We start from the raw sequence: 21,197 nt of genomic DNA, 5'->3' as shown, positions 1-21,197 counted from the left end.
CGGCCGCTGGCCGGCTCCGTCATGTCCAGCATTGTGCGGAGCCGGCCAGCGGCCGGCACTACCGGTCACGTGCATCGCGGGGAGCCGGCCAGCGGCCGGCACTACCGGTCGCGTGCATCGCGGGGAGCCGGCCAGCGGCCGGCACTACCGGTCACCTTCATCGCGAGGTACCGGCCACCGGCCGGTACCTGCCGGTGCTTCAGCGCTTCTTCTTGATCGGCGTGCCCGGGCCGACGGTCTGCTCCAGCCAGCGCTCGCTTTCGGCCAGCATGGTCATGATCGACTCGCGTGCGCGGTACGCATGCGATTCGTTGGGCAGCATCACCAGCCGCGCCGTCCCACCCAGGCCCTTGACCGCAGCGAACATGCGCTCGCTCTGGATCGGGAAGGTGCCAGAGTTGTTGTCGTCCACGCCGTGGATGAAGAGGATCGGGTCCTTGATCTTGTCGGCGTAGTTGAACGGCGACATCTTCTGGTACACGTCCTGGGCCTGCCAGTAGTTGCGCTCCTCGGCCTGGAAACCAAACGGGGTCAGCGTGCGGTTGTACGCGCCGCTGCGGGCGATACCGGCCTTGAACAGGCGCGTGTGCGCGAGCAGGTTGGCGGTCATGAACGCCCCGTAGGAATGCCCGCCGATGGCGATGTGGTCGCGATCGGTCACGCCCCGTCGCACCACTTCGTCCACCGCCGCTTCGGCATTGGCGATCAGCTGCGGCAGGTAGGTGTCATTGGGCTCCTTGTCACCCTCGCCGATGATCGGCATCGACGGGCTCACCAGCACCGCGTAGCCCTTGGCCAGGAAGGCCTGCGGGCCCCAGTAGCTGATCGCGTTGAAGCGGTACGGCGAGTCGGTCACCTGGCTGGCGGCGGCGGCGGTCTTGTACTCGCCCGGGTAGGCCCACATCAGCAGCGGCAGCGGGCCGTCCTTCTTCGGGTTGTAGCCCGGCGGCAGCATCAGCGTGGCGGTCAGGTCGACACCGTCATTGCGCTTGTAGCGGATCTGCTCCTTGCTCACCCCACGCAGCTGCGGCAGCGGGTGGGCGAAGTGGGTCAGTGCGCGCGGGGCGGCGGTGGCGTCGGCCAGCGACTGCACGAACACGTTGGTGGGCTCATCGGGGGTCTCGCGGGTCACCAGCAGCGCGGTGCCCTCCTGGTCGAGCAGGGCCACCGGCGCGGCGTAGCCGGGCGCCTGCGAATGGAACAGGCGGGTAGCCTGCTTGCTGTCCAGGTCGAAGCGATCGACGAACGGACGGTCGCCTTCCGGCGAGGCGCCCTGGCCGTACAGGAAGATGCTGCGGCCATCGGCGGTGATCTGCAGGCGTGCGCGCCCGTTGACGTCGCGCACCAGGCCCGGTCGGCCCGGATCGTTGTAGCGGTCCTGCGACGACCGCGACGACAGCAGCTGCGGCGCCTGCTCGGCCTGGTCCGGGGCGATCCGCCACTGCTTCACTTCGCGGCTTTTCCACCACGACTCGTTGAGCAGTGCGAGGTCGCCACGCCCCCACTGGATGCCGGCATAGCGGCTGCCCAGCTGGGCCAGGGTGACCGGCGGCGTGTCGAACGGGGCGGCCTGCATCAGCACCGCGTCGCGCACCTTGGCCGCGCGGTTGGGATCGCCACCGTCCTGCGCTTCGGCCCACACCAGCGTCGCCGGCGCATCGGCGCGCCAGCTGATGCTGCGCACACCGGTAGGTACTGCGTCATTGCCGGTCGGCAGGCCTTCCACCAGCGGCAGCGTGCTGACGGTGTGCTGCAGCGTGCCGTCCACGGCCGACAGCACTTCGATGCGGCGCGGGAAGTCGTCGGCCGGCACCAGGTAGGAATACGGGCGCAGCACGCGCTCGGCCAGCAGGAAGCGGCCGTCCGGCGACACGTCCAGGTCCAGGTAGACGCCGGCGGTGGACAGCGGCGTGGTCACGCCGTTGAGCGTGACCCGCACCGGCTGCGCGCTGGCGTAGTAATCGAACAGGCGCGCATCGGCCTCGTTCTTGAGCAGGTCCTGGTAGGTGCGGATCGCACGGACGCCCGCATCGGCCTCGGTCTGCTGGATCGCAGGACCGGCCGGCACGCCACCGGCCGCCGGGGCCGGGCCCTGGCCCTTGAGCTGCTGGGTCACCAGCAGGCCGCGGCTGTCAGGCAGCCAGGTGTAGCCATCGCCCAGCACGGTGTTCAGATCGGCCAGCAGGCGCCGCGCCGACCCGGAGGCCACATCGACGATCCACAGTTCATTGGCACCAGTGGCCGCATGTACCTGGTTGAAGGCGAGGTACTGCTGGTCGGGCGACCACGCCATGCCGGCGATCGACAGCGGCTGCGGCAGGCCGGTGATCTGGCGCTCCTTGCCGTCGGCCACGTTCAGCAGCCACAGCTTGTTGCCGAAGCTGAAGCGGCTGGCGGCATGCGTGGCCGGGTTGATGCGCAGGCCGGCCAGTTTCAGCTCCGGCTGGGCCACCTCGGCGATGGACGGCAGCGACGGGGTCTGCAGCATCGCGGCGATGTCGCGGCGCGGGGACAGGCTCAACGTGGGCGCACGCGGCGCATCCACTACCGCCTGCAATGCCGCCGAGGGCAGTGTGTAGCCCTGCTCGCCCTTGGCAGTGGCCACCGGCGGGGCGGAGGTCTTGCCTGCCGGGGCGGCCAGTGCCAGCGGGGCCACCGCCAGCAACGCCATCCCCATCACCAGGCTGCCCCAGCGCGCGCGGCGCCGACGATCATTGCGTGTCATGTTCAATCCCTGTGCTGATGCAAACCTTGGACCTTAACAGCCGGGCGCCGATCGCCCCCCTGCCGATGGTTGGGGGCCGCCGCCGATTCATGCCAACGCACCCTGCCGCGATATAATGGGCGACCCTCCACCGAGGGGCGCTGCGACCGTTCCGGACCCTGTCCGGCCGGCCAGGCTCGGTGGCCAGGTTTGTTCCAACGGCGCCCGGCGATTACGAGTTTTGTTGTCATGCGGGTGTCGGATTGCCGACATCGCGTCTGACGAGCATGGCTCGTCACTACCGGAGCTTACGAATGAACGCTGTTGCCAAGACCTTCTCCACCGAAGGTGATTACAAGGTTGCCGATATCACCCTTGCCGACTGGGGTCGCAAGGAACTGGACATCGCCGAGCATGAAATGCCGGGCCTGATGTCGATCCGCCGCAAGCACGCCGCCACCCTGCCGCTGAAGGGCGTGCGCGTGACCGGTTCGCTGCACATGACCATCCAGACCGCGGTGCTGATCGAGACCCTGAAGGACATCGGCGCCGACGTGCGCTGGGCGTCCTGCAACATCTTCTCTACCCAGGACCACGCCGCCGCCGCGATCGCCAAGTCCGGCACCCCGGTGTTCGCCTGGAAGGGCGAGTCGCTGGAGGAATACTGGGACTGCACGCTGGACGCGCTGACCTTCACCCTGCCCGACGGCACCCTGACCGGCCCGGAGCTGGTGGTGGACGACGGCGGTGACGTGACCCTGCTGATCCACAAGGGCTATGAGCTCGAGAACGGCAGCGACTGGGTCAACGAAAAGGCCGCCTCGCACGAAGAACAGGTCATCAAGGACCTGCTCAAGCGCGTGGCCAAGGAGCGTCCGGGCTACTGGGCCCGCGTGGTCAAGGACTGGAAGGGCGTCTCCGAAGAGACCACCACCGGCGTGCACCGCCTGTACCAGCTGGCCCAGGCCGGCACCCTGTTGATCCCGGCGATCAACGTCAACGACTCGGTCACCAAGAGCAAGTTCGACAACCTGTACGGCTGCCGCGAGTCGCTGGCCGACGGCCTGAAGCGCGCGATGGACGTGATGCTGGCCGGCAAGGTTGCCGTGGTCTGCGGCTACGGCGACGTGGGCAAGGGCTGCGCCGCTTCGCTGCGTGCCTACGGCGCGCGCGTGGTGGTCACCGAGATCGATCCGATCTGCGCCCTGCAGGCGGCGATGGAAGGCTTCGAGGTCAACACCATCGAATCCACCCTGGGCCGTGCCGATCTGTACGTCACCACCACCGGCAACAAGGACATCATCCGCATCGAGCACCTGAGCGCGATGAAGGACCAGGCCATCGTCTGCAACATCGGCCACTTCGACAACGAGATCCAGGTCGATGCGCTGGTGGGCTTCCCGGGCGTGCAGCACGTCAACATCAAGCCGCAGGTGGACAAGTACATCTTCCCCAACGGCAACGCGATCTTCCTGCTGGCCGAAGGCCGCCTGGTGAACCTGGGCTGCGCCACCGGCCACCCGAGCTTCGTGATGTCCAACTCGTTCGCCAACCAGACCCTGGCCCAGATCGACCTGTGGGCCAACAAGGACAGCTACGAAAACAAGGTGTACCTGCTGCCCAAGCACCTGGACGAAGAAGTGGCCCGCCTGCACCTGGAGAAGATCGGCGTGAAGCTGACCACCCTGACCCAGGAACAGGCCGACTACATCGGCGTGCCGGTGGAAGGTCCGTTCAAGCCGGATCATTACCGCTACTGATCGGCCTGCCGATCCTGTTGCGTTGAAAAGGAACGGGCGCCTTCGGGCGCCCGTTTTTTTGTGGTTGAACGCCCTCACGACCAACGGTCGTGATCTACCCGCGGCAGGTACCGACCGTTGGTCGGTACGGCTGTTCCAATACCCTCGGTCAAGCCCTCACCCCGCGCACCACGCTACGATGCCCCCATGACCCCGGCCATCAACCTGCTCAAGAAGCACGGCATCGCCCATAGCGTGCTGTCCTACCACCACGATCCCGAGGCCGCCTCCTACGGCGGCGAAGCGGTACAGCAGCTCGGGCTGGACCCGGCACAGGTCTTCAAAACCCTGCTGGCCAGCACCGAGAAGCACGAACTGCTGGTGGCGATCGTGCCGGTGAGCGGCACGCTCGACCTGAAGGCGCTGGCCGAGGCCGCCGGCTGCAAGAAGTGCGAGATGGCCGACGTGGAGCAGGCGCAGCGCGCCACCGGCTACCTGGTCGGCGGCATCAGTCCGCTGGGGCAGAAGAAGCGGCACCGCACCTTCCTGGATGCCACCGCGCAGGCGCTACCCGCGGTGCATGTGAGCGCCGGTCGACGCGGACTGGAAGTCGCGCTGGCACCGGCCGACCTGCTGCAGCTCACCGGCGGCGCATACGCATCGATCGGCAAGTCGCGATGATCGGCAGCCTGTTCGAGCGTCTGTTCGGCACGCCCCTGCCGCCGCTGCAGGAAGGCCGCCCCGGCACCGCGCTGCTACGTGCGCTGGGCAGTGGCGACTACGGCCTGCTGCGCACCGCAGCGGCCACCATCGCCCTCACCCGCGAGGCGGCGCTGCTGGATGACCTGGCCTTGCAGTTGCCCTACGTGGAGGCGGCCCGGGCACGCTACACGACCGACCCGAAGTGGATCCGCGAACACTACGCACTGGACGTCGTGCTGCGCAAACTGCGCCACTGGCGTGACCACGATGGCTGCCTGTGCCAGCTGTATCCGCACTGGATGCATTACGAGCCTGGGCGCGAGATCGCCAGTGGTCACGTGCTGCCCATCGCCACCGGCGTGGCCGAGGGTGGCTGGGGCGATACGCAGGACGCCACCTGCACCGCGTGCGGACGCGGGTGGCGCTGCACCGACCGCGAGTATCACGCGCCGTGGTGGGAGTGGACCCCGCTGTCGTAACGCTGACCGTGTACCCAAGGGGTAGAGCCACGCCATGCGTGGCTGCCGAAGGCCTCACGTCACGTGGCTGCCTGGTTCAACGCGAAGTTCACCGGTACCCGGACCCGTGAGATGTCCGGCTGCTTGCCTCGGACGCCAAACGTCCAGCCCTGCGCGGCCTTCACTGCCGCCTCATCCAGGTCTGCATGGCCACTGGATCGCTCGAGCACCGCGCCGAGCGTCCGGTTCTGATCGTCAATCAACAGGATCAACACCGCTTGCCCCTGTCGTCCTTCCCGGTAGGCACTGGGGGGGTACCGCGGAGGATCCATCCAGGTACTGTAGATCGAGACGTCGTTGTTCTCCGGACCCGTCTCCGGCGCGGGGGCAGCACCGAATACGCACCGCTCGTGCGGGACAGACTGGGTCAACGACAGGCGCATCCGGACCGGTTGCATATCGCTCTCGCCGCCGGCAAGTGGCTCACTCTCATCGGTCACCATGACCTCGCCACACCGTTGTGTCGCCAAGGCAATCAGCAGCGACGCCTGCGAATGCGCCGCTGCGGCGCTGTTTGCCACCGCCTCGAAACGGCATCCGCCACGGCCCTGCTCCAGGCGCGGTGCCGTAATCCGCGAATCGGTATAGCCGCCCAAGGGCAGCATGCGACATCCCGGTTGTCCACTCAGATCCGGGGCAGGTGTGGCACACCCTGTCGAAAGCAATGCAGTCAGCAGCAGGGCGCATCGATTGCGCATGGTTGGTCCTCCGTGAAAGGGGCCGGAGTCTAGCAATGCACCTGCGGGCAATCAGGGCCGGCATCACATACAACGCATCTGGATGTCCCGTCGTGGTGCCAGCCCAACGATGGCGGCTTGATCAGCTGCAAAAATCACGCAATCCGATCACCGACGCAGTGTCGGTACTGGCACTCATTGCGGTTGCTCCCATCGAGCCGGCCAAGACAATCCAACGGTTACGGCCGCCAGTTGGCATTGCTCTCCCAGAACGCCACCGCACGCGCGTAGGCGTCACGGTCCAGCGGCACGCCCGATCCGCCCTCGTCCACGCCCAGCGCGTTGCGCATCATCGTGATCGGCGCCATCGGCACTTCGTCCGGCTCGGCGGTGTAGATGCAGCCGACGATGCCCCAGTCGGCGTCGATCGGCGAGCCTTCCTTTGCCAGCTGTTCGGCGCTGTAGAGGATCACCACCAGGTAGTTCGCGCGCGGCGATTCCACACCCTCGAACCAGCGCACCAGCACCGGCAGTTCGTTGCGGTTGCGTGCTTCGTACGCGCTGTGCAGCTGGTGGCGGTTGGCGTCGGTGATCGGCACGGTCAGGCAGCGCGTGCTGGTCCAGTTCTCGTACACGAACAATTTGCAGAACGGCGCGTAGCCGTCGAGCACCTTGAACGGCGCATGCGCGTTGAGGTGCGCCTGGAACTGCTCGGCGGTGCAGTCCTGGATGGTGTTGCCGCGGGGCACGCGCGGGAACAGGCGGGGGCGGGCGAAGTCGGTGAGGACGATGGACATGGGGTACGCAGCGGGAAAACAGGCGCACAGGGTAACCGGCCCGGCATTTGAAATCCGTTTCACATCGCCTGCCCAGACTGCGCCCACCCCTTGAAGGAGCGCGCACCATGACCCTGAATTTCCCACGCTGGCTGCTGGTGCTTGCGGCCGCCCTGCCCCTGCCCGGCAACGCGTCGACGGCCCCCACCCCCACCGCTGCGCGCGTGCTGCTGGTGGTCAGCGCTGAAGGACGCGACCAGGGCAAGACCCGTCCCGGGTTCGAGATGGACGAGTTCGCGCAGGCGTGGTTGATCCTCCGCCAGAACGGCTTCGAGATCGACGTGGCCAGCCCGGCCGGCGGTGCGGTGCAGGCCGACAAGTACAACCCTGCCGAGGCCTTCAATGCCGCATTGCTGGCCGATCCGCAGGCGGTGGCGAAGCTCGCCGCCACCCTGCCCACCGCCGCGCTGCAGCCGCAGGCATACGCCGGCGTGTTGGTGATCGGCGGCAAAGGCGCGATGTTCGACCTGCCCGGCGATACCGCCCTGCAGCAGGTGATCGGCCGGATCTGGGACAACGGGGGAGTGGTCGGCGCGGTCTGCCACGGCCCGGCCGCGCTGGCCGAGGTGCGGCTCGGCGATGGCAGCCGGCTGGTGGACGGGCGGGCGATGACCGGATTCACCGAGGAGGAGGAAGCGCTGTTCGGCAAACGCTGGGCGGCTACGTTCGCCTTCCAGCTCGAACCGGCACTGCGTGCGCGCGGCGCGCGCTGGCAGGAGGCCCCGTTGATGATGCCGAAAGTGGTGGTGGATGGACGCCTGGTGACCGGCCAGAACCCCTACTCCACCCCCGCGCTGGCCGATGCCTTCGTGCGTGCCAGCGGTCGCGTGCCGGTGGCGCGTACCGCGTGGCGCGACGAGCGCAGCATGGCGCTGGTGGAGCGGCATCTGCGCGGCGACACGCGCGTTGCCACCGAGCTTGCGCAGCAGCGCGACACGCTGCACGTCGAGCTGATCGGCATCCTCGGCTACTACCAGCTGCAGGCCGCGCTGGAGCCGGCCGCCATTGCCGATGCGCTGTCGATCATGCAGCTGGCCCGCCCGTACATGGACGAGGCGCAGCTGGATGTCGGCATCGCCGAAGCGCATTGGCGGCTGGGTCGTACCGACCAGGCACGCAGCCAGCTGCAGGCTGTGCTGGAAAAGCAGCCCACGCTGGAACAAGCTAGGGCCCTTCTTGCCCGCATGCAGCCCTGACCATGGATGCCGAGCGCCTGCGCCTGCTGTTGATCGAAGACAACCTGCCGCTGGCCTCGGCGATCATGCACATGCTGCAGGCGCAGGGCCACCAGGTCGACTTCGCGGCCGATGGCCGCACCGGCCTGCGCATGGCGCTGGCCGCGCCACCGGACGTACTGCTGCTCGACCTGGGCCTGCCCGGGCTGGACGGCATCGGCGTGTGCCAGCGGCTGCGCGCCGGCAGCGACCGCCACGTGCCGGTGCTGATGCTGACCGCGCGCGACGCCCTGGATGACAAGCTGCAGGGCTTCGCCAGCGGCGCCGACGACTACCTGGTCAAACCCTTCGACGATGCCGAGCTGCTGGCGCGGTGCCTGGCGCTGGCGCGGCGGCACCATATCGGCCAACCGCACCTGCTGCGGATCGGACCGCTCAGCGTCGATCGTCGCGATGGGGCCGCATGGCGCGATGGCGTGGCGCTGCACCTGCAGCCGCAGTCACTGCCGCAACGCATCCTGCTGGCACTGGCCGATGCATGGCCGCGCACGGTGACCCGCAGTGAACTGATCCAGCGCCTGTGGGGCGATGAAGCGCCACCGTCGGACCCTCTGCGGTCGCACCTGTACCTGCTGCGGCAGGCCCTGGACCGCCCCTTCCAGGGCGAGATGCTGCGCACCGTGCACGGGGTGGGCTTCCGCCTGGAGGCAACGCCGTGAGGCGGCCGGTACGGCGGCTGCGCCGACACCTGGTACTGGCGTTCACTGCCTTCACCGTACTGGTGGCGTCGGTGTTCGGGCTGTACGCGGTGGTCTTCATGTACGCGGTGGAAGACAGCGTGTTCGAGGCGCAACTGGCCCGCGAAGCTGCCGTGCAGTTGGCCACCCATGCGGCCGGCGGCGACTGGCGGGCACCCGGCGATACCGGGATCGTGCTGTACCGCGATCCGGCGCGGTTTCCGGCCGACCTGAAGCCGGGCTTCGCGCAGGAGCCCTGGCGGTCGGAGTTCAGTGGCCGCGAGGGTCGGCACTACCACGTGCGCCAGCTGCAGCCGCCTGCACCGGCCGCGCCGGCCTGGCTGGTCGCCGAGGTCAGCCGGCAACTGGTGGTGCGCCCCATCCGCGACCGGGTGGTGATGGTGCTGGCCTGCACCGCCTTGGTGATGGTGCTGTTGGCGATCTGGTTGGGGGTGTGGCTGGCGCGCCGTGGCACGCGCCCGCTGTATCGGCTGGTGCACCGGGTGGAAACCCTGCCGGTGCAGCCGCAGGGCGGCAGCGCGCTGGCGGCGGAGTTCGCCGATGACGAGATCGGCGTGCTGGCGCGCGCGTTGGATCGACTGTCGCAGCGCGTGTCCGCATTCGTGGCCCGTGAACACGCCTTTACCCGCGATGCCAGCCATGAACTGCGCACGCCGCTGGCAGTGATCTCCAGCGCGGCGGGCCAGCTGCTGGGCGAGACCGGGTTGTCGGAACGGGGGCGCCAGCATGTGCAGCACATCCGGCTGTCGGCGTTGCAGCTGCAACAGGCCGTGGCCGCCCTGCTCGCCCTGGCGCGCGAGGACAGCGACGCGCCGCCCTCCGCGCCGGTGAAGCTGGTGCCACTGCTGGAGCGGATCATTGTCGAGCAGGCGCCGTTGCTGGAGACACGCGCGGTGGAGGTAGCGCTGGCGCTGGCCGACGATGCCACCCTGCTGGCACCGGAGGCGCCGCTGCGCATGGTGCTGGCCAACCTGGTCGGCAATGCGTTCGCCCACACCCACCGCGGCCGCGTGCGCATCCACATGGAAGACGGCGAGCTGCAGGTGCTCAACAGTTCGGACGGTAGCGCAACGTTGCAGCAGTGGCCGCAGCCGCGCCCGTTCGACAAGGGCGAACACAGCCCGGGCAGCGGGCTCGGGCTGGAGATCATGCGCCGGCTGTGTGACCACCATGGACTGCGCCTGCGGATCGAGCGCAGCGATTCCGGCGTCTGCGCGGGCCTGCGCGGCGTAACCGCGCCGGCGCCCGCCTGAAGCGAACGCGCAGTGCCGGTGCGGTGACCGTCCACGCGGTCAGCGCAGGATCGCCTCCAGCGCCTGTTCCAATCTCGGGTGCTTGAACACGTAACCATCCGCCAACGCGCGCGCCGGCACCACGTTCTGCCCGGTAAGCAGCAGCCCGGCCATTTCCCCGAACGCCAGCTTGAGCGCGAAGGCCGGTGTGGTCAGCCGCGCGGGACGATGCAGGACCTCGCCCAGCGCGGTGGCGAACCCCCGGTTGGTGACAGTACCCGGTGCGGTGCCGTTGTATGCGCCGCGGGCGGTGTCATGGGTCAGCAACCACACGATCAATCCCACCAGATCCTCACGGTGGATCCAGCTCATCCATTGGTCGCCATCGCCCATCGGGCCGCCCAGGCCGAGCCGGAACGGCGGCAGCATCCGCGCCAGTGCACCGCCGTCGCGATCGAGCACGATGCCGGTGCGCAGCACGCAGGTGCGGATGCCCAGCGCGTCGGCCTTGAAGGCCTCGGCCTCCCACTGCCGGCACAGCATCGCGGCAAAGTCGTGCCCGGGCGAGGCGGCCTCGTCCAGCGGGGTGGCATCACCCGGCCCGTAGTAACCAATCGCCGAACCCGAGATCAGCACCTGCGGCGGTGCTGGCAACGTCTGCATCCAGGCCAGCAGCGCGCGCGTGGTGCCGATCCGGGAGGCGTGGAAGGCCTGCTTGCGGGCCTCGGTCCAGCGCCCCTCGGTCAGCGGCTCACCGGCCAGGTTGACCACCGCCTGCACCGGTCCCACGTCGTCCAGCTGCCCCACGTACTGCACGCCCGGCGGCGGGCTGCGGCCGGGCGTGCGGGTCAACACGGTCACCCGGTGCCCCTGTTGCAGCAGCCGTTCGCACAGCAGGCGGCCGATGAAACCCGTACCGCCGGTAATCAGGATGTCCATCTTCACTCTGCCCTCTCTGGACAGGCACTGTAATCGACAGCGCGTGCAGACCGGGACAGCACTCTTTTACATTCATCGCGATGAAGCGATATGATGAGCACACACCCGCTGCCGCCGCCGCCCATGACCGCCATCAGCTTCGAGTTCTACCCGCCCAAGACCGATGACCAGCGCGCCCAGCTCGACCGCACGGCGGCCAAGCTGAAAGCGTTCGCGCCGGAGTATGTGTCGTGTACGTTCGGGGCCGGCGGCTCGACCCTCAGCTACACCTCCGAAACCGTGCGCCACCTCAAGCAGCACCACGGGTTCGACGCGGCACCGCACCTGTCCTGCGTGGGCGGCAGCCGCGAGGAAATCCGCGAACTGCTCAAGCTGTACCGCGCCATCGGGTGCCGCCGCATCGTTGCCCTGCGCGGCGACCTGCCCTCGGGCATGGGCCACCCCGGCGACCTGCGCTATGCGTCCGAGCTGATCAGCTTCATCCGGGCCGAGCACGGCGATGCGTTCCGCATCGAAGTGGGCGCCTACCCGGAAACGCACCCGCAGGCCAACGACGCGCTGCTGGACCTGAAGCACTTCAAGACCAAGATCGACGCCGGCGCGGACGCCGCGATCACCCAGTACTTCTTCAATGCCGATGCGTACTTCCATTTCGTGGATGCGGTGCGCGCGCTCGGGGTGACCGTGCCGATCGTGCCGGGCATCATGCCGATCTCCAACTTCAGCCAGCTGCGCCGCTTCTCCGAGCAGTGCGGCGCGGAGATTCCGCGCTGGATCGGCAAGAAGATGCAGGCCTACGGCGACGATGCCGAATCGGTGCGTGCGTTCGGGGCCGAGGTGGTGGCGGGGCTGTGCGAGCGGTTGGTGGCCGGCGGCGCGCCGGGCCTGCATTTCTATACCCTCAACCTGGCCAAGCCGACCACCCAGGTGTTGAAGCTGCTCAAGGGCTGATCCCTGCGTAAATCGCTTGCAGATAACGCTCGCGCGGCTACTCTGCTGCGATGAAACTGCTTCTGCCGCTGTTGCTGTACGCCCTGTGCCTGCCTGTCCCGGTGTCGGCGCAGGCGCAGCGCGTGAACCGGTGCACCAACGCGCAGGGCCAGACCGTGTTCACCGACCGACGCTGCGATGCGCTGGGTGCCACCGAGCGGATGCCGGCACGCACGCCCACCGTGGGCAACACCGGCATCTACCGCGCCGGTTGCGCGCGTCGGCTCAGCGAGTTGACCGGGCAGATCCGCGATGCAGTGAGCCAGCAGGACGTGAACCGGCTGTCGTCCATCTACCTGTGGACCAACGTCTCCAACGCGACCGCCAACCAGATCATCGGGCGGCTGGAATCGGTGGTGCAGCGGCCGCTGGTGGATATCGCGCCGGTGTATCCGGCCAGCGATGAGGGGGCGCTGGTAGCGACCGACGCTGCACCGGTACTGGGCAGCGATGGACAGCCGGTGGCAGAGGTGACGCCGCGTCGGCCGCGTCCGGTGGGGCTGCGGCTGGAGCAGACGCTGGGCAGCACGGCGACGCCGGCGCGCACGGTGTTCGGGCTGCGGCGGCAGTACGGGTGTTTCTGGATCACCCTGTAGCGCCGGGCTCTGCCCGGCGTAGGGAATGGCCAGACATAGCGGGCCGGTGGGATGCACTGCCGGGCAGAGCCCGGCAGTACGGGATCAGGTGGGCCAGAGCGCGCGGATCGCGGCGATGCCCTGGGCGCCGTGGCGGCGGGCCTGTTCGATGTCGTCCGGGTGCAGGCCGCCGAGTGCATACAGCGGCAGCGAGACCTGTTCGCGCAGGGCTTCGAAGGCTTCCCAGCCCAGCGGCGTGCCGCCGGGATGGCTGGCGCTGGGTTGGACCGGGCCGAGCACGGCGAAGTCGCAGCCCAGCCGTTGCGCGGCCTGCAACTGCTCCAGGTCGTGGCAGGAGGCGGCCACCAGCTGGCCGGCCGGCAGCGGGCGGGCGTCGAGTTGCAGCACCTGTTCGCTGCCCAGGTGCACGCCCACCCCCAGCCGCTGGGCCAGGTCGATATCGCGGTTGAGCAGCCACTGCACGCGGCCACGGTGCGCGCTGATGGCCTGCTCGGCCAGCGCCACCCGCGCCGGGCTGGCAGGGGTGCGCAACTGGATCCGGCTGACCCCTGCGGCCAGTGCCTGGGCCAGGCGCTGGTGCCAGTCGTGGTGGGCCTGGGCGTGGTCAGCCTCGGGCTCGGGGGTGATCAGGTAGCGGTCGGGCTGGCGCAGCGCGGCCACCACCGGCAGGTCGGCCGGCGGCATCGAGTAGCGCGAGAGTTTGTCAGGCGTGACCCAGGTGATGGCCTGGCCCTCACGCCCGCGCGGGCTGCCCTTCCAGCTGCTGATCCGGCGGACTTCCAGGCGCAGCCGCTTGTCGGGGTAGATCTGCGGCACGTCCATGATCCACTCGCCCACCTCGGCCTCGATCCCCAGCTCCTCGCGCAGTTCGCGCACCAGCGCCTGCTCGGAGCTTTCGCCGGGCTCGCGCTTGCCGCCGGGAAACTCCCAGAGGCCGCCCATGTCGCGGTCTTCGGTACGGCGGTTGAGCAGGATGCGGCCGCGGGCGTCGGTGATGACGCCGGCCACGACGTGGATCGATCGTTTGGGGGATGGCATGGGGGGAGCATGCCCAATAGCGCGGTGCTGGCGCAATCCCGAAAAAGCATCGGCCGGTGCCGGGCCGAGGTGCAGCCACGCATGGCGTGGCTCTACCCCCAGATAGCAGACGCCCCGCACTTGGCGGGGCGTCCTGGGGTCAGGTCAGCTGACCGTGGCAGTGCTTGTACTTCTTGCCACTGCCGCAGGGGCACGGGTCGTTGCGGCCCACCTTGGGCTCGTCACGGCCCACCTGGGCCACGCCGTTCTGCGCCGCTTCCACCTGCGCAGCCTCTTCGTCGGCGCTGTAGCCGCCGGCGTCCTGGTGCTGGAACTGCGACTGCATCAGGCGCGCCTGCGCCTGCTGGCGTTCGGCCTGCTCCAGCGCTTCCACTTCTTCTTCGCTGCGGATGCGCACGCGCGCCAGCAGGGTGACCACTTCGCGCTTGACGTTCTCGAGCATTTCCGAGAACAGCTCGAACGCTTCCTTCTTGTATTCCTGCTTGGGCTGCTTCTGCGCGTAACCGCGCAGGTAGATGCCCTGGCGCAGGTAATCCATGCGCGCCAGGTGCTCCTTCCAGCTCTGGTCGAGCACGGTCAGCATCACGTGCTTCTCCAGTGCGCGCATGGTGTCTTCGCCCACGCCGGTTTCCTTCTCGGCGAAGTGCGCGTCAATGCGCGCCTGCACCTTCTCGGCGATGGCTTCGGCATCCAGTTCTTCGTGCTGCTTGACCAGCCCCACCACGTCCATCTGCACGCCCAGGTCGGCGGCCAGGGTGGCTTCCAGGCCCGGCAGGTCCCACTGCTCGTCGATCGAGTTCGGCGGCACGAAACGGGCCACGATGTCGTAGATCACGTCGCCGCGAATGCCGTCCACGTTGTCCTTCACCGACTCGGCGTCCAGCAGCTCGTCGCGCTGGGCGTAGATCACCTTGCGCTGGTCGTTGTTGACGTCGTCGAAGTCGAGCAGGTTCTTGCGGATGTCGAAGTTGTGCGCTTCCACCTTGCGCTGCGCCTTTTCGATCTGGCGGCTGACCAGGCGGTCTTCGATGACGTCGTCTTCCTTCATGCCCATCATGCGCATCGCCTTCTGGACCCAGTCCGAGGCGAAGATGCGCATCAGGTTGTCTTCCAGCGACAGGTAGAAGCGGGACGAACCCGGGTCACCCTGGCGACCGGAACGACCACGCAGCTGGTTGTCGATACGGCGCGATTCGTGGCGTTCGGTGCCCACGATGTGCAGGCCGCCGGCGGCCTTGACCGCGTCATGGCGCTTCTGCCATTCGGCCTTGACCTGGGCGCGCTGTTCGTCGGTGGCGTCTTCGCCCAGCTCGTGCAGCTGCGCTTCCAGCGAACCGCCGAGCACGATGTCGGTACCGCGACCGGCCATGTTGGTGGCGATGGTCACCGCACCGGGCATGCCGGCGTTGGCGATGATGGTCGCTTCGCGGTCATGCTGCTTGGCGTTGAGCACTTCGTGGTGCACGCCGGCCTTGCGCAGGTGCTCGGACAGCATCTCCGAGGTTTCGATCGACGTGGTACCCACCAGCACCGGCTGGCCGCGCTTGTTGCATTCCTGGATGTCGGCCAGCACCGCGTTGAACTTGCCGGTGCGGTTGAGGAACACCTGGTCCGACCCGTCCTTGCGGATGGTCGGGCGGTTGGTCGGGATCACCACCACTTCCAGGTTGTAGATGCTCTGGAATTCGTAGGCTTCCGTGTCAGCCGTACCGGTCATGCCGGACAGCTTCTTGTACATGCGGAACAGGTTCTGGAAGGTGATGCTGGCCAGCGTCTGGTTCTCGCGCTGGACCGGCACGCCTTCCTTCGCTTCCACCGCCTGGTGCAGGCCATCGGACCAGCGGCGGCCGGCCAGGGTGCGGCCGGTGAATTCGTCGACGATCACCACTTCACCGTCGCGCACGATGTAATCCACGTCGCGCTGGTAGATGGCATGCGCGCGCAGGGCGGCATTGAGGTGATGCACCACGGTCAGGTTCTGCGCGGCGTACAGGCCTTCGGTTTCGGCATTGAGGATGCCCGCTTCCACCAGCAGCGCCTCGGCGTGCTCCATGCCCGCTTCGGACAGGTGCACCTGCTTGCCCTTCTCGTCGACCCAGAAATCGCCTTCGCCGTCTTCGGCGTCCTGCTTGATCAGGCCCGGGACCACGCGATTGACGCGGATGTACAGCTCCGGGGAGTCGTCGGCCGGGCCGGAGATGATCAGCGGGGTACGCGCTTCGTCGATCAGGATCGAGTCGACTTCGTCGACGATGGCGTAGTGCAGGCCGCGCTGGTAGCGGTCGGCGCGCGACAGCGCCATGTTGTCGCGCAGGTAGTCGAAGCCGAATTCGTTGTTGGTGCCGTAGGTGATGTCGCTGGCATAGGCCTCGCGCTTGTCACCGTGCGGCATGCCCGGGTAGACCACGCCCACGCTCAGGCCCAGCCAGTTGTACAGCTTGCCCATCTGCGCCGAGTCGCGGCGGGCCAGGTAGTCGTTCACGGTGACCACGTGGACGCCCTTGCCTTCCAGCGCGTTCAGGTACACCGGCAGCGTGGCGACCAGGGTCTTGCCTTCACCGGTACGCATTTCAGCGATCTTGCCCAGGTGCAGCACCATGCCGCCGATCAGCTGGACGTCGTAGTGGCGCATGCCCAGCACGCGGCGGCTGGCTTCGCGGCAGACCGCGAATGCTTCCGGCAGCACCTTGTCCAGGGCTTCACCGTCAGCAATGCGCTGCTTGAACTCCGGGGTCTTGGCCTTGAGCTGCTCGTCGGAGAGCTTTTCGATTTCCGGCTCCAACGCATTGACCTTGGCGACGATGCGGTTGAGCTGGCGCAGCTGTCGTTCATTACGACTGCCGAAGACGCGGGTAAGCAGGCTGTTGATCATTGAAGGAACCGGTTGGAATGAGACGCCCCAACGGCCACGCCCTCCCCGGGGGATGCGTCGGCCGCAAACGAAACAGGGCGCACTGCGCCCTGTCTATGGCAATACCCATTGTAGCTTGGGTCGGCCGTCAGGGGTTTCAACCCCGTGGAGCCAGTGCCGGCCGCTGGCCGGAAACCGCATTCGGCCCCCTCGCAGGCGTGCCGGCCAGCGGCCGGCACTACCGGACGGGATCAGCCGCGCGAAACGCGCCCGACCGGGGTATTGCCGCCGTCACCGAGGAACTTGCGCGGGTTGACCACCTGGCCACGCTCCCACACCTCGAAGTGCACGTGGGCACCGGTGGAACGGCCGGTGGAGCCGGCCTTGGCCACTTCCTGGCCGGCCCGCACCAGGTCGCCCGGCTTCACCACCAGGCGCGAGTTGTGCGCGTAGCGGGTGACATAGCCGTTGCCGTGGTCCACGTCGACCACGTTGCCGTACCCGCCCTTCACGCCGGCGAAGCTGACCACGCCGTCGGCCACCGACATCACCGGGTCACCGACCTTGGCGTGGAAGTCCATGCCCTTGTGGGTAGCCGCACCGCGACCGAACGGATCGCTGCGGGTGCCGAAGTTGGAGGTGATGTAGGTGTTGCGGATCGGCATGCGGCCGGGCACCGCGTTCTGTTCGAGCTGGTGGTCGAACATCAGCGACTCCATCACCGACAGCTGGCGGCCTGAAGCAGCGAAGCGCTGCTCCAGCACCTGTAAGTCGGCGTTGACCGCGCTGACCGGGATGTCCTGGGTCGGGCCGGGCTCGCCTTCACCGAGGCCGGGGGTCTCGTTGAAGTCGAATTCGCCGTCTTCCAGCTTGCCCATCTGGGTCAGGCGTTCGCCCAGGGCGTTGAGACGGGTCGCCTGCGCCTGCAGTTCACCCATCCGCGCTGCCAGCGCGTTCACCTGGGTCTGGGCGTCTTTCTGGGCCTGCGCCAGCTCGCGTTCCTGCTGGGCGACCTTGGCGTGGAGCCGGGAATCATTGAACATGCTGCCGCCGATGCCGGCACCGAAGCCGATCAGGCAGCCCACCCCCAGCACGCTGCCCAGCAGGGCCCGGGGGGAATCTTCGAAGTAGAAACGCAAACGCGCCAGGGGCGTCTTGGCCTTTCCTTCACGCGTTTTGATTACGATCTTTTTGAATGCCATCAGTGAGTTTTCATGTCTGAGCCGAAATCCAGTGCGCGATCCCCATCCACGCCGAAGCCGGCGCTGGATGCGGTGATGGCGGACAAAGCCGGTAACCCGCTACGCCGAGCCTTGTGGCTGGACGCACTGGACCGTCAATTGCGCCCCCATTTACCGCCTGCACTGGCCACCCGTTGCCGGCTGGCGAATGTAAACGGCGAGCACCTCGTTTTTCTCGTCGATTCCCCCGTGTGGCACGCCAAGCTGAGGCTTGCCGAAGCACAGTTGATCGACGCGGCCCGGTCCATCGGGCTGAAGGTCACCAAGGTGACCGTCAAAACTGCGGCTGCCCCTCCTCCACGCTCCCCAGCGATCGACAACAGGAATGGCCCCCACGCAGTTTCAGCCGCCACGCACAAAGGGCTACGCGACGCGTTGGCCTGCCTGAAGGACATGGATTTCACCAAGTCCTGAAGGCATCGGGGCATCCGTCCCCTTCCCCGACGCGTCACGAGCACGTGAACTTGTCAGGGAACCGGCCAGCATCGTAGCCGTGGAACGTCGCCCAGTCGTTAGTCTTTTATTAAAATTGCGTTAAATTCAGCAAGAACCTCGATCAGGTTCACAATTCCGTGACCTGTGCACGTCCACGGTTCATTGACGTCAAGATCACCCCGCAAAGACCCCGAAAACGCAAAATGGCGCCCAAGGCGCCGTTTGTTTTCCAATAAAATCAATGCGATATCCCGTCAATGGCGGTAGAGCCACCCCATGGGTGGCTACCTCGGATGGGGGGCTACTTCAGACGGGTGGCTACCTCAGGCGTACGCCGGCACCCCATACACCACCGGGGCCGTAGCAGCAGCGGCGTCATAGCTCACCCACTCCCACGCCGTGGCGTCGGCCATCAGCGCGCGCACCAGCTTGTTGTTGAGCGCATGCCCGGACTTGAAGCCTTCGTAGGCCCCCAGCACCTGGCCACCGGCCAGGTACAGGTCGCCGATCGCGTCGAGGATCTTGTGGCGCACGAACTCGTCGGCGTAGCGCAGGCCGTCGTCGTTGAGCACGCGGAATTCGTCGAGCACGATGGCGTTGTCCATCGAACCGCCCAGGCCCAGGTTGCGCTCGCGCATGTACTCCAGGTCACGCATGAACCCAAAGGTACGCGCGCGGGAGATTTCCTTGGTGTAGGCGGCCGTGGAGAACTCGATCTCGGCGCGCGACTGCTTGGCCGGGATCATCGGGTGATCGAACTGGATGGTGAAACCGAGCTTGTAGCCCTCGTAGGGCTCGAAGCGGGCGACCTTGTCGCCTTCGGTCACTTCCACCGTCTTGAGAATGCGGATGAAGCGCTTGGGGGCGTCCTGCTCGGCGATGCCCGCCGATTGCAGCAGGAACACGAATGGCCCGGAGGACCCGTCCATGATCGGCAGTTCGGCCGAGGACAGCTCCACGATGATGTTGTCCACGCCCAGGCCAGCCAGCGCCGACATGAGGTGTTCGACGGTCTGGATCTTGGCCTCGTGGTAGGTCAGCCCGGTGCACAGGGTGACTTCGGTGACCAGGTCCGCGCGCGCGGGCACTTCCACCACCGGCTCCAGATCGACCCGACGGAACACGATGCCATGGTTGACCGGGGCCGGGCGCAGGGTCATGTAGACCTTGTCACCGCTGTGCAGGCCAACGCCGGTGGCGCGGATCGTGTTCTTGAGGGTGCGTTGCGGAATCATGGGGAGCAGGACCGGGAGAGCGCGCAGTCAGCGCGGCGGTGACAAACAAGAATAACACGCAGTACCACCACCCCTTTCTGAACCGAAAGACGGGCGGCAGACTGCCGGGCCACTCCGGGCCCGGCAGCAAGGGACATGGAGGCGCTTACCGGGGAGGACAAGACCCCGGCATGCAATCCTCAGTCCGCCTGGCGGCGCAGGAACGCCGGGATGTCCAGGTAATCGTTGGGCAGTTCAGCAGCCGCCGGGCCGGACGACGACGGGGCCGACGACGCCGGGGTATCGGCGCTCGGACGACGCAGGCCCATGCCCATGCCCATCCCGCCCACGGCCTTGGAGACCGCATCGCCGCCGGTGTCGAACTCGCCGAACTCCGGCTGGCCGGTGGTGGCGTTGCGGACCAGCTTGATCGGCGCGCGCTCGCCCGGACGCTGGGTCTTGGAGGCCACGACGCGGTTCAGGCCGGTGGCCACCACGGTCACGCGGACTTCGTCCTGCATGTCCGGATCCAGCACGGTACCGACCACCACGGTGGCGTCTTCGGAGGCGAAGCCATCGATGGTGCGGCCGATCTCGTCGAACTCGGCCATGGTGAAGTCGGCGCCGGCGGTGATGTTGACCAGGATGCCGTTGGCACCGGCCAGGTTCACATCGTCCAGCAGCGGGTTCTGGATGGCCGCTTCGGCAGCAGCCTGGGCGCGGTCATCGCCGCGGGCGGTGCCGGTGCCCATCATGGCCAGGCCCATTTCGGACATGACGGTGCGCACGTCGGCGAAGTCGACGTTGATCAGGCCCGGACGCACGATCAGGTCGGCGATGCCCTGCACGGCGCCCTGGAGGACGTCGTTGGCGGCACGGAAGGCCTGGATCATGGTGGCGTTGCGGCCCAGCACGGTGATCAGCTTTTCGTTCGGAATGGTGATCAGCGAGTCGCAATGCTGGCTCAGTTCCTCGATGCCCTTCAGCGCCACCTGCATGCGGCGACGGCCTTCGAACGGGAACGGCTTGGTGACCACGGCGACGGTCAGGATGCCCATCTCCTTGGCCAGCTGTGCCACCACCGGTGCGGCGCCGGTGCCGGTGCCGCCGCCCATGCCGGCGGTGATGAACACCATGTCCGCACCCTGCAGCGCGTCCATGATGCGCTCACGATCTTCCAGCGCGGCCTGGCGGCCGACTTCCGGGTTCGCGCCTGCGCCCAGGCCCTTGGTGACGTTGGTACCCAGCTGCAGCTGCAGCTTGGCACCGCAATTCTTGATGGCCTGCGAGTCGGTGTTGGCGGTGATGAATTCCACGCCGTCCACACTGGTGCTCACCATGTGCGCCACGGCGTTACCGCCGCCGCCGCCCACGCCGATCACCTTGATCACCGCATTGGGTGCCATCTTTTCAATCAGTTCGAAATGCGCCATGTCCGTGTCCTCGTTGTATCCGCTTTCGGTGGCATGGGCGGTCAGGCCTCCTGCCTTTCGCGCGTCATGTTGCCGTTGCGGCTGTGTGGGTTGTGTGTTGCCGGTGCTGCGTGTTGCGG

Annotated in this window: 18 protein-coding genes and 1 riboswitch; of the genes, 9 read left to right on the top strand and 9 right to left on the bottom strand. The window is 67.5% G+C overall.

What is annotated here, in order from left to right; all coding sequences use genetic code 11:
- Positions 1 to 199: 199 nt before the first annotated feature.
- Entirely contained in the window at positions 200 to 2,725 is a 2,526-nt protein-coding gene (locus ABIA71_RS11290) for an alpha/beta hydrolase family protein (RefSeq protein WP_354285268.1), read from the bottom strand.
- Positions 2,726 to 2,851: 126 nt separating this feature from the next.
- A riboswitch (S-adenosyl-L-homocysteine riboswitch) is annotated at positions 2,852 to 2,938 on the top strand.
- Positions 2,939 to 3,018: 80 nt separating this feature from the next.
- On the opposite strand from ABIA71_RS11290, the gene ahcY reads away from it, so the two are divergent.
- The 3 genes from ahcY to ABIA71_RS11275 all read left to right on the top strand — a co-directional run bounded on the left by ahcY (position 3,019) and on the right by ABIA71_RS11275 (position 5,624).
- On the top strand, positions 3,019 to 4,464 hold the full coding sequence (gene ahcY / locus ABIA71_RS11285) for an adenosylhomocysteinase (protein ID WP_038690480.1): 1,446 nt from the start codon (positions 3,019 to 3,021) through the stop codon (positions 4,462 to 4,464).
- A 186-nt stretch (positions 4,465 to 4,650) separates the two neighbouring features.
- A complete protein-coding gene (gene ybaK, locus ABIA71_RS11280; protein WP_354285267.1) occupies positions 4,651 to 5,124 on the top strand; it encodes a Cys-tRNA(Pro) deacylase in 474 nt (157 codons plus the stop codon).
- A complete protein-coding gene (locus ABIA71_RS11275; RefSeq protein ID WP_354285266.1) occupies positions 5,121 to 5,624 on the top strand; it encodes a hypothetical protein in 504 nt (167 codons plus the stop codon). Before ybaK ends, ABIA71_RS11275 begins: the two co-directional genes overlap by 4 nt.
- Positions 5,625 to 5,683: 59 nt before the next feature.
- On the opposite strand, the gene ABIA71_RS11270 is transcribed toward ABIA71_RS11275, so the two are convergent.
- Positions 5,684 to 6,268 (bottom strand): energy transducer TonB, encoded by a 585-nt coding sequence (locus tag ABIA71_RS11270; RefSeq protein ID WP_354285265.1) that lies wholly within the window; start codon positions 6,266 to 6,268, stop codon positions 5,684 to 5,686.
- 311 nt (positions 6,269 to 6,579) lie between these two features.
- Positions 6,580 to 7,137, bottom strand: a complete 558-nt coding sequence (locus tag ABIA71_RS11265; protein WP_320491183.1) for a DUF3228 family protein — start codon at positions 7,135 to 7,137, stop codon at positions 6,580 to 6,582.
- Between the two features lie 107 nt (positions 7,138 to 7,244).
- On the opposite strand from ABIA71_RS11265, the gene ABIA71_RS11260 reads away from it, so the two are divergent.
- Genes ABIA71_RS11260 through ABIA71_RS11250 form a run of 3 tightly spaced genes read left to right on the top strand, consistent with a single transcriptional unit; the run spans position 7,245 to position 10,362 of the window.
- Entirely contained in the window at positions 7,245 to 8,372 is a 1,128-nt protein-coding gene (locus tag ABIA71_RS11260; protein ID WP_354285264.1) for a DJ-1/PfpI family protein, read from the top strand.
- Between the two features lie 2 nt (positions 8,373 to 8,374).
- Positions 8,375 to 9,070 carry a response regulator transcription factor gene (locus ABIA71_RS11255; RefSeq protein ID WP_128097499.1) on the top strand — a complete coding sequence of 232 codons (696 nt, stop codon included), beginning with the start codon at positions 8,375 to 8,377 and terminating at the stop codon, positions 9,068 to 9,070.
- Positions 9,067 to 10,362, top strand: a complete 1,296-nt coding sequence (locus ABIA71_RS11250) for a sensor histidine kinase (protein WP_354285263.1) — start codon at positions 9,067 to 9,069, stop codon at positions 10,360 to 10,362. The genes ABIA71_RS11255 and ABIA71_RS11250 overlap by 4 nt, the downstream gene beginning before the upstream one ends.
- Positions 10,363 to 10,401: 39 nt before the next feature.
- Here the strand turns inward: ABIA71_RS11250 and ABIA71_RS11245 are convergent, their stop codons facing one another.
- Positions 10,402 to 11,280, bottom strand: coding sequence for a TIGR01777 family oxidoreductase (locus ABIA71_RS11245; RefSeq protein WP_354285262.1), 879 nt, complete (start codon positions 11,278 to 11,280; stop codon positions 10,402 to 10,404).
- Between the two features lie 123 nt (positions 11,281 to 11,403).
- Here ABIA71_RS11245 and metF point away from each other — a divergent pair, with 123 nt between their 5' ends.
- Both metF and ABIA71_RS11235 read left to right on the top strand, forming a co-directional pair.
- Complete coding sequence (gene metF, locus ABIA71_RS11240) at positions 11,404 to 12,231, top strand: methylenetetrahydrofolate reductase [NAD(P)H] (RefSeq protein WP_128097527.1); 828 nt, start codon at positions 11,404 to 11,406, stop codon at positions 12,229 to 12,231.
- Positions 12,232 to 12,281: 50 nt separating this feature from the next.
- On the top strand, positions 12,282 to 12,866 hold the full coding sequence (locus ABIA71_RS11235; protein WP_354285261.1) for a DUF4124 domain-containing protein: 585 nt from the start codon (positions 12,282 to 12,284) through the stop codon (positions 12,864 to 12,866).
- A gap of 84 nt (positions 12,867 to 12,950) precedes the next feature.
- On the opposite strand, the gene ABIA71_RS11230 is transcribed toward ABIA71_RS11235, so the two are convergent.
- The 3 genes from ABIA71_RS11230 to ABIA71_RS11220 all read right to left on the bottom strand — a co-directional run bounded on the left by ABIA71_RS11230 (position 12,951) and on the right by ABIA71_RS11220 (position 17,957).
- Positions 12,951 to 13,904 carry a Nudix family hydrolase gene (locus ABIA71_RS11230; RefSeq protein WP_354285260.1) on the bottom strand — a complete coding sequence of 318 codons (954 nt, stop codon included), beginning with the start codon at positions 13,902 to 13,904 and terminating at the stop codon, positions 12,951 to 12,953.
- A 139-nt stretch (positions 13,905 to 14,043) separates the two neighbouring features.
- The gene (gene secA, locus ABIA71_RS11225) at positions 14,044 to 16,776 is read right to left on the bottom strand and encodes a preprotein translocase subunit SecA (RefSeq protein WP_354285259.1); all 2,733 of its coding nucleotides are present in this window, start codon (positions 16,774 to 16,776) and stop codon (positions 14,044 to 14,046) included.
- A gap of 230 nt (positions 16,777 to 17,006) precedes the next feature.
- Positions 17,007 to 17,957: a M23 family metallopeptidase gene (locus tag ABIA71_RS11220; protein ID WP_038690496.1), complete on the bottom strand. Its 951-nt coding sequence runs from the start codon at positions 17,955 to 17,957 to the stop codon at positions 17,007 to 17,009.
- Between the two features lie 12 nt (positions 17,958 to 17,969).
- Here ABIA71_RS11220 and ABIA71_RS11215 point away from each other — a divergent pair, with 12 nt between their 5' ends.
- Positions 17,970 to 18,410, top strand: a complete 441-nt coding sequence (locus tag ABIA71_RS11215) for a DciA family protein (protein ID WP_038690498.1) — start codon at positions 17,970 to 17,972, stop codon at positions 18,408 to 18,410.
- Between the two features lie 344 nt (positions 18,411 to 18,754).
- On the opposite strand, the gene lpxC is transcribed toward ABIA71_RS11215, so the two are convergent.
- Positions 18,755 to 19,666 carry a UDP-3-O-acyl-N-acetylglucosamine deacetylase gene (gene lpxC, locus ABIA71_RS11210; RefSeq protein ID WP_038690499.1) on the bottom strand — a complete coding sequence of 304 codons (912 nt, stop codon included), beginning with the start codon at positions 19,664 to 19,666 and terminating at the stop codon, positions 18,755 to 18,757.
- A gap of 179 nt (positions 19,667 to 19,845) precedes the next feature.
- Entirely contained in the window at positions 19,846 to 21,078 is a 1,233-nt protein-coding gene (gene ftsZ / locus ABIA71_RS11205) for a cell division protein FtsZ (protein WP_038690500.1), read from the bottom strand.
- Positions 21,079 to 21,197: the final 119 nt, after the last annotated feature.

The organism is Stenotrophomonas sp. 2619, from assembly GCF_040548725.1.
GTDB lineage: Bacteria > Pseudomonadota > Gammaproteobacteria > Xanthomonadales > Xanthomonadaceae > Stenotrophomonas > Stenotrophomonas maltophilia_AP.
The sequence above is the reverse complement of the archived record's forward strand: the minus strand, read 5'-3'. Positions and strand labels throughout refer to the sequence as shown.